General features: G+C 58.0%; 6 protein-coding genes. 1 reads left to right on the top strand and 5 read right to left on the bottom strand.

Going from position 1 to position 7,386, the window contains the following annotated elements:
* Positions 1-215: 215 nt before the first annotated feature.
* From ACOVQ0_RS06285 to ACOVQ0_RS06270, 4 genes are all read right to left on the bottom strand, one after another.
* Positions 216-896, bottom strand: coding sequence for an amino acid ABC transporter permease (locus ACOVQ0_RS06285; protein WP_395832669.1), 681 nt, complete (start codon positions 894-896; stop codon positions 216-218).
* The gene (locus tag ACOVQ0_RS06280; RefSeq protein ID WP_421881632.1) at positions 893-1,543 is read right to left on the bottom strand and encodes an amino acid ABC transporter permease; all 651 of its coding nucleotides are present in this window, start codon (positions 1,541-1,543) and stop codon (positions 893-895) included. The genes ACOVQ0_RS06285 and ACOVQ0_RS06280 overlap by 4 nt, the downstream gene beginning before the upstream one ends.
* 12 nt (positions 1,544-1,555) lie before the next feature.
* Entirely contained in the window at positions 1,556-2,332 is a 777-nt protein-coding gene (locus ACOVQ0_RS06275) for an amino acid ABC transporter ATP-binding protein (RefSeq protein WP_421881629.1), read from the bottom strand.
* Between the two features lie 136 nt (positions 2,333-2,468).
* Positions 2,469-3,329 carry an ABC transporter substrate-binding protein gene (locus ACOVQ0_RS06270; protein WP_395832663.1) on the bottom strand — a complete coding sequence of 287 codons (861 nt, stop codon included), beginning with the start codon at positions 3,327-3,329 and terminating at the stop codon, positions 2,469-2,471.
* Between the two features lie 204 nt (positions 3,330-3,533).
* Here ACOVQ0_RS06270 and ACOVQ0_RS06265 point away from each other — a divergent pair, with 204 nt between their 5' ends.
* Positions 3,534-4,631 carry a GlxA family transcriptional regulator gene (locus tag ACOVQ0_RS06265; protein WP_421881626.1) on the top strand — a complete coding sequence of 366 codons (1,098 nt, stop codon included), beginning with the start codon at positions 3,534-3,536 and terminating at the stop codon, positions 4,629-4,631.
* A 12-nt stretch (positions 4,632-4,643) separates the two neighbouring features.
* On the opposite strand, the gene ACOVQ0_RS06260 is transcribed toward ACOVQ0_RS06265, so the two are convergent.
* A complete protein-coding gene (locus ACOVQ0_RS06260; RefSeq protein ID WP_421881623.1) occupies positions 4,644-6,767 on the bottom strand; it encodes a methyl-accepting chemotaxis protein in 2,124 nt (707 codons plus the stop codon).
* Positions 6,768-7,386 lie beyond the last annotated feature (619 nt).

Raw genomic sequence — 7,386 nt, 5'->3', positions numbered from 1 at the left:
GGCGCCTTTCTTGCTACAACTGGCGCTAATAGTTGCGTAGTCCGGTCTGCGGTAATGCTTCCGTTCGAAGTCATGATTATAGCCTTGCTGGAACCTGAGAAGTGTCGATTAGCGCTGGGAATTTCCAGTGCTTCAAGCCGACTCGGAGGAGGTGGGTTTCAAAGGTCGGCGCTGGCGGGATGTCTGTCGCTGACGATAGAAGCTTTGGCACAACACTAAGCGGCACTCCGCTTGCGTTTCTGGATATTGGCGTTGAGATGGCGCGCCAGCATCGAAAGCGGCCACGCAATGGCAAAGTACATCAGGCCGATGCCGATGAAGATGTGTAGCGGCAGGAAATATTCTGTCGCTAAAGCGCGCCCCTCTAGCATGAGTTCGTTGATCGTGATCAGCGCGCAGAGCGAGGAATCCTTCAAGAGCGCAACGAAAGTTGCGACAAGCGAAGGCAGGATGATGCGAAGCACCAGCGGCAGGATAATCAGCCGGAAGCTGACGAAGGGCGTCATTCCGATCGCGAGTGCAGCTTCACGCTGGCCGCGATGGATCGCCTCGAACCCGGCCCGGAAGACTTCTGCCATCTGGGCCCCAAAACAAAGCCCAAGGCCGATGGCGCCCGCATTGAAGGCTGTGAGCGTAATGCCAATGCCCGGCAGGCCAAAATAGAGCAAGAAGAGCACCGCAAGGAGCGGCACACCCCTGAACAGCACGACATAGCCTTGCGAAAAAGCGCGGAAAGTCTTGAACCGGCTCTGCTGGAGGAAGGCCAGGGCGGATCCGATCATGATGGCGACGATGAAGCCCGCCAGCGTGATCATGGCCGTCTTTCCTGCAGCATCCAGCATGCGGGGCATCCATTCGGCGCCGTACTCGAGGTAGGGTTCGAAAAAGCTGATCATCGCCTGGCTCCGTACTTTTGTTCGATTGAGCGGGCCGCAAAGGCAATTGGTAAGCTCATCAGCAGGTACATCATGGCGGCGGTCACGTAGATCAGGGTCGTCTCGAAGGTCGAGGTGACGAGCGAGCGCGCGAAGAACATGATTTCTGGCGCGGCAATGGCCGAGGCAATCGAACTGTCCTTTAGCAATTGTGTTGCGTAGTTCGTCACGGCAGGGAGCGCGATCCGCAACGCCTGTGGTGCAAGGATCAACCGGACCGACTGGGACGGACGCATACCGACTGCGAGCGCGGCCTCCCGCTGCCCCTTATGCAATGCCTCGAACCCTGCGCGGAAAACATCGCATAAGCTTGCGCCGCCGATCAGCCCGAGGCCGAGGATGGCGGCGGTGACCGAGCCAAGCTGAATGCCGACAGACCCCAGGCCGAAATAGATCACGAAAAGATGCGCGAGCGCCGGGATGTTGCGGAAGAACTCGACATAGGAATCGATGAGCAGTGCAACGACGCGGGAGCGCAGGAAGAGTCGCGCCAGCGACAGGGCAAAGCCCAGAATGATGGCGATAATCAGTGCACCGAAAGTGACACCGAGCGTGACGCCGACGCCCTGTAGCAGCCCTGCCAGGATGGTATCAAACCGAATGAACACTGGGGCTATCCTTCAATGGGCGATCTGACGCAGGAAGGCCTGCGTCCGCTCGTTTTGCGGGTGCATGATGAGGTCTTTCGCCGGGCCTTCCTCGACCACGACGCCGCCGTCCATGAAGATCACGCGGTCCGCGACATCGCGGGCAAAGCGGATTTCGTGGGTCACGAGCAGCATGGTGCGGCCCTCATCAGCGAGTTCGTGGATGACGTTGAGCACCTCGCCGACGAGTTCCGGATCGAGCGCGGAGGTCGGCTCATCAAATAGAAGCAGCGTAGGCCGCTGCGCGAGCGCTCGGGCGATTGCGACACGCTGCTGCTGGCCGCCGGAGAGGAAATCGGGATAGGCATCGGCTTTATGGGCCATATGGACCTTTTCGAGCATCTCGATGGCGATCTCATCAGCCGCCTTCGCAGGAAGATTCTGGACCCGGCGCAGCCCAATCGACACATTCTCCAGCACGGTGAGATGCGGCCAGAGGTAGAAGAGCTGGAACACCATGCCCATCTGCTGGCGTTGGGGAGCGAGTTCAGCATCGGACATCAGCCGCTCGCGCCGCGTGCCGGGATCCCGGACGCCGACGCGGGCATCATCGAGATAGATCGAACCGCTGCTGGGCTTTTCGAGCATGTTGACGCAGCGCAGGCAGGTTGATTTGCCCGAGCCGGAGGGGCCGATCAGCGCGACTTTTTCCCCCTTGCGAACAGAAAAATCGATCCCGCGCAGGACTTCAACGGTGCCATAATTTTTGCGCAGGTCCTCGACCCGCAGGAGCGGCTGGCTCACGGTCATTCTCCGAAATAAAGGGCAAAACAAAAAGTCGGGTCGGCAATCCGCCGACCCGCAGTCAGCAGCCAATAGGGGAAATCATCACAATAAGGTCGGCGCTGTAATGCGCCTACCTGTAGTCAGCAACCAGAGGGAGAAATCAGTTGCAGCTTGGGAGCTTGTAATCGGCCGGGCGATCCTTGCCAGCACGGAAATTCTCGCCGACCGGCTTGTACCAGACATCCGCGACAAGGCCGTAGCGCGCGCCGATTTCCTTCATCTTACAGGTAGCCCACATCTCTTTGATCACGGCATTCATGGCGTCGGCGAGCTTGGCGTTATCCTTGTTCAGACCGAACACCACCTGGCCAAGGCCGGTCAGAAGCGGAAAGTCCTTGTTTTGGTCCGTGAAGGCGAGGAACTGCATGTTCCAGTCAGGGTTTTGCGAGATCGCATAGCCGATGACGGGGGGATCGCCGATCACCGCCTCGATACGGCCAGCGACGAGATCGCGGACAGCCGCGTCAGAGGTGTCGTAGAGCCCAAGCTGAAGGCCTTCGATTTTCCGCAGCTCGGGGATAAAGGAGAAACCGGTAATCGTGCCGACCTTCTTGTTTTTAAGATCGGCCAGCTTGTCCCAGTTCGTCTTCTTGGACTGCATGATGCCGTTTTTGAAGTAATGCACCGGCTCGGTCAGCGTCATGATCTTGGTGCGCTGCTCGGTCCAGCCCATGGTGCCGAGCATAGCATCGACGCGGCCCGCCTGGACGGAAGCGATCGTACCGGACCATTCCATTAGCGCGGGTGTGATGGGCAGACCAAGCTTGTCGGCAATCAATTGCATGATCTCGCCGTCGTAGCCGATCATCTTCCCATCCCGCCAGCCAGAACCCGGCATGTCGCCGGTGAAGGCCACTGTCAGCTTGCCTTTCTGGATGGTCGTCACATCCTGGGCGACCGCGCCGGTGACCAGAGAGGCCGCCACGATCCCGCCTGCGAATAGCTTTGAAAGAATGTTCATGGGTGTCCCTGTCGTTTTGATTGTTGCAGGCTGCATCTCGCCTGTGGTCACAAGAACACCATGCAAGGACGACAGCGGCTTGGAGCAAGGCGTCAAAAAACATAATAATTACGACATAATGTTTTTGCCTGGCTTGCCGTTTTCACGACAGCGCTGCTACGCTCATCCTATCCCGAGTGCTGCGATGGCGGGCCGCGCTAAACCGTGGCCCGCAAGCTGGAATTCTGTGTCTCTAGCTGGGTTTTTGATGTTCTCTGGCCTGCCCGGAATGTGCAGGGTTGGCGAGATTTACGGCTCGGCTTGCAAGGACTGGCGATGCGAGAAGCTCGATCAAAACCGGATTTGAATGTCGGGTTTATTTTATGCCCGGAATTCCCGCTGATGTCGCTGACGGGCTTCGTCGAGGCTCTTCGTCACGCCGCGGATATCGGCGATAAGAGCCGGAAGATTCTGTGTTCTTGGACCATCATGTCGCCTGGACGCCAATCGGTCACTTCGAGTTGCGGCATTTCAATCCCAGCCGATTCCGGGCTGATGCCGCCCGATAAGTTCGATTGCGTAGCGATTATAGGGCCTCTCTTACGCAATATCGACGCGATTCCCCCCGAGATTCACCCCTACTTGCGGCAAGTACAGACACATGAACGATTGCTTGCGGGTCTCTGTACGGGATCGTTCGTGCTGGCAGATGCCGGCCTCATGGACCAGCGCAATGCCTGCCTTCATCCCTATCATGCGGATGATTATCGCAGCCGCCATCCTGGCCTCCGCTTCACGCTTGATCGGGACTTTGTCGAGGACGACGGCATCGTCACGGTTCCTGGCGGCCTCTCCGTCATCAGTTTCGCGACGCACCTGATTTCCAAGTTCTGCGGTCAGGAGCGTGCAACCAAGGCCGTGTTCCAGATGACGATGTCTGACCGGGAAGTGGAATCTTCGGTCAAGAGAATTGTGGCGTTAGGCCGTCAGCACATTACCAACCACCGCTTGCGCCGCGCGATCACCCTCATGGAGCGTGACTTGCAAGCGCCCGGAACCATCGCCGATATCGCCGACACGCTCGGTATGAGCGAGCGGCAGCTTGAACGCCTGTTTCGCGAAGAGTTGCAGACGACGCCCAAGGTATTCTGGATTGATATGCGCCTTCGCTATGGGCGCTGGTATCTGTTCAACACCGAAAAGGCCGTGACCGAGATCGCATATCTCACCGGTTTCTCCGACTGCGCGCACTTCATTTACCAGTTTCGCAAGCGGTTTGGGGCAACGCCGGGCAAACTCCGCAAGGCGGTGCAGCAAATATAATCCGCGCCCGGTTCAGGCGAGTCGGACATTACCGAGAAAGGCCTCGGTCGTCTGGGAGAACTCAGTCAGGTTTTTCTCCACAAGCGTTGATGTCTCAAACAGGCGCGCGGCGGCCGACTGTGTTTCCTCAACCGAGCCTGAAACGGCTTTCACAACATCCAGCGTCTGCGCGAGTGTTTGCGATGCGTCTGCGACATTCTCACTAATTTCCTGGGTGGCGTCCCGCTGTTCGGCGACAGCAGCACTGACCGTCCCGGTATAGCGATCGATGTCACGCACAAGGCCGACAACAGCCTCGATGGCCTCGACGGTCCCTTCGGTCGCGCCCTGTATCGACGCGATATGAATGACGATTTCCTCGGTAGCCTTTGCGGTCTGAAGTGCCAGCGATTTCACTTCGGATGCGACCACCGAAAAGCCCTTTCCAGCGCTGCCGGCTCGCGCGGCCTCGATCGTCGCATTTAAGGCCAGTAGATTTGTCTGCGCGGCGATGTTCTGGATGAGCGAAATCACGGAACCGATCTTGCCCGCGGCATCCGAAAGCCCCTCAACCTTTCGGCTCATGGCCTGCGCGACCGAGGAGGCGTTGGTGACAACGGTACTGGTTTTCTGGAGATTGCGGTCGATCTCGGAGATTGATGCGGTCAGCTCGTTGGCAGCGCTGGCGACGGCAACCATGATCTGGGACGAGCGCGTAGAGGCCTCCTGCGCGATCCCGGCGCTCGAACGCGAGCGCATCGAGATCTCGATGAGTTGGTTCGCGGTTTTTTCCAGCGCGCTGCTGTTGTCCGAAAATTGTTGCGTGAGCAGCAAGCTACTGCGCCGGAAGCGATCGATTTCCTCATCCACGTGGGTTTGGCGCATTGCCTGCGCTTCGACATGACGCAGGTTCTCCCGCGTCATTGCATCCCTGTCGCGTACTGTATCCCTTAAGGTCAGAAGCGCCAAACTCATGCGGCCGATTTCATCTTTGCGCCGGGTTTGCGGTACATCGGCCTCGGCATTTCCGGCCGCGAGAGCGAGGATGGCCGCCTCGATGCCCGGCAATGGTCCGATGAGCCAGTGCGAGTAGATCAGGCATGCCGCGACCGCGAGCAGAATGATCACGCAACCTGCGGCTGCCAACTTGTAGCCCATCGCAAGGACTGGGGCGTTCATCGTCTCGGGTGAGATGGCGCCGAAGATTTGCCAGTCGATCCCGTCGAGCACGAACGCGCGCTTCAGGTAATAGAGCGGCTCAGGCGAAAAGCGCTCGACTGTCGTGGTTGTGCCGGTCCCGAGAGCGCTCAGGACAGACCAGTCGGCGTCTTTTAAGCGATTGAAATATATGTCATTCTCAGCCGTTGCCGGGAGATCGACACGGAGGGTCCGGTCCTGCGCCACAACAAAAAGCTGGATGGCACTCTGGTGATCGGAGGCGAAAATCTTTTTGAGCATTTCGGGGCCGATCCGAACGATCAGCGTGCCGGAAACAGCACCTTGCCTATCCAGAATCTTGCGACCAAGAAGCATTGAAGCGGTGTCCGCAGCGGGTAAGTGGGGCTCGAAATCCTGCAGGAGAATCGTTTCCGGCGGCTTTGCGGCGAGCGTGCGATAAAAGCGGGCGACAGCGCTGCCATCGGCTCGATCTGCGAGATTTGCCGTAAAGATAGAATCTTTCTCAAGGGAATAGATCACCTCGCCGGCAGCATTGACCAGGTAAATGTCCTTCGCGCTCTGCGTTTCCGCCGCCGTTATCATCCAAGGATGATATTTAATGTGCATTTGCGAATAGAGTGAGGCGTCGCCAGGGTCGATCACTGCGCGCGCCGCGCCGACGTGATTGGCGAACAGGCCCCGCAGTTCCCCGGCCCGGTCTCCCGATACGCTCTCCCAACCAAATTGAAGCTCTCGCACTGCCGCCAGAACATTTGGGCTTCCGGCGATCAGCGTGATCGAGCGGCGCAGCGTATCGAATGACGTCTGCGCGGCATCGACCTTCCTTTCCAGCATCAAGCTGACGTACTGGGTCGATAATTCGTGTGTCGTCTGTCGGGCAGTCAGGAACGCAACAAGACCGACTGGGAGCCCAAGGATGATGACCGAGCCAGCCACCATTAAGATCCCGCCTGCGAACAGTTTTGAGAGAATGTTCATGGGTGTCCCTGTCGGTTTGAGTGTTGCTGGCGGCACCTCGCCGGTGATCGCAAGAACATCATGAGGGAGCAGTCGCTTCTTGGAGCAAGGCGTCAAAAAATATGATGATTCCGACATAATGTTTTGGTCAGACTTGGCGTTCTCCAGTTCGTGTTGTGAGGCTTCAGAAGTAAGAGAGCCTTCACGCGGCGAGTAGCTCGAACTTCTAAAAATGATGCAAAAGCCCGTATTTTAATACGTTTTTGCTGTTCTAGGCTTATAGAAGTGGCCCCGAAACGGTTGCCGCAGCATCGTTCCTTGCAGGCGTTGAGGGGGCTGAAAGTCGCTCGAAGCTAGATTTAAATGTCGGGTTTATTTTATGCGCGAAGTTCCCGCTAAGGTCGCTGACAGGCTTGGTCGAGGCCTTGCGTCACCAAGGGCACGCCGACACCGGTGGCGACGATTAAGGGCTGCACAAAACCTGGGGTATAGGGCGTGAGCTGCGACAGGTGGTGTTCTGTTTCAGATCACCCTGCTGCACCGCACCTCGCCGCAGCGGTGCGGTTTGTCCTCAAAAACCTGCCCTGCGATTAGGCGCCGTCGCCTATCCCGAAACCCTGTCGGTCGATAGAAGATTGAC

The sequence above is a fragment of the Novosphingobium sp. genome (assembly GCF_049240505.1).
GTDB lineage: Bacteria > Pseudomonadota > Alphaproteobacteria > Sphingomonadales > Sphingomonadaceae > Novosphingobium.
This window is presented reverse-complemented; position numbering and strand designations above follow the sequence as displayed.

Bases quoted from the DNA above. Each gene is read 5' to 3' on its own strand.
- ACOVQ0_RS06285 (WP_395832669.1), bottom strand. From the start codon at position 896: ATGATCAGCTTTTTCGAACCCTACCTCGAGTACGGCGCCGAATGGATG.
- ACOVQ0_RS06275 (WP_421881629.1), bottom strand. From the start codon at position 2,332: ATGACCGTGAGCCAGCCGCTCCTGCGGGTCGAGGACCTGCGCAAAAAT.
- ACOVQ0_RS06270 (WP_395832663.1), bottom strand. From the start codon at position 3,329: ATGAACATTCTTTCAAAGCTATTCGCAGGCGGGATCGTGGCGGCCTCT.
- ACOVQ0_RS06260 (WP_421881623.1), bottom strand. From the start codon at position 6,767: ATGAACATTCTCTCAAAACTGTTCGCAGGCGGGATCTTAATGGTGGCT.